This window comes from Pseudoalteromonas sp. CO342X (genome assembly GCF_004208915.1).
Classification (GTDB): domain Bacteria; phylum Pseudomonadota; class Gammaproteobacteria; order Enterobacterales; family Alteromonadaceae; genus Pseudoalteromonas; species Pseudoalteromonas maricaloris.
Genome location: NZ_SGPH01000083.1, coordinates 1 through 402, shown reverse-complemented (window position 1 = coordinate 402; position 402 = coordinate 1). Strand labels below are relative to the sequence as shown.

Sequence of the window (402 nt, the reverse complement as noted above, 5' to 3'; positions counted from 1 at the left end):
TAGAGTAAAGTGACTGGGCACCATGTATTCAGGTAAAGCAGCACTTAGGGCGAGCTTTAATTCGGTAATTTCAAGGTCAGGCTCTGCGACAAGATAAGCGGCTAATGCTTTACCTTGCGGTGCAGGCACATCAATCACCACTGCGTTTTGTACGCCTTGCTGGTCGACAATGGCAGCAGCAATCTCGCCTAATTCGACACGATAACCACGAATTTTCACCTGCTCATCGTTACGACCAAGGTACACTAAGTCTCCGTTGTCTAGGAAGCGGGCAAGGTCACCGGTTCTGTACAGCTTGCTATGGGCGGGGTCGTGACTAAATGGATTATCAATAAAGCGCTCAGCATTGAGTTCAGGGCGGTTTAAGTAACCACGGGCAACCCCAAGGCCTGAAATATATAA

Annotated in this window: 1 pseudogene; it reads right to left on the bottom strand. The window is 48.8% G+C overall.

Going from position 1 to position 402, the window contains the following annotated elements:
* Positions 1–402: pseudogene (locus EXT47_RS23675) on the bottom strand (AMP-binding protein); the annotation flags it as partial.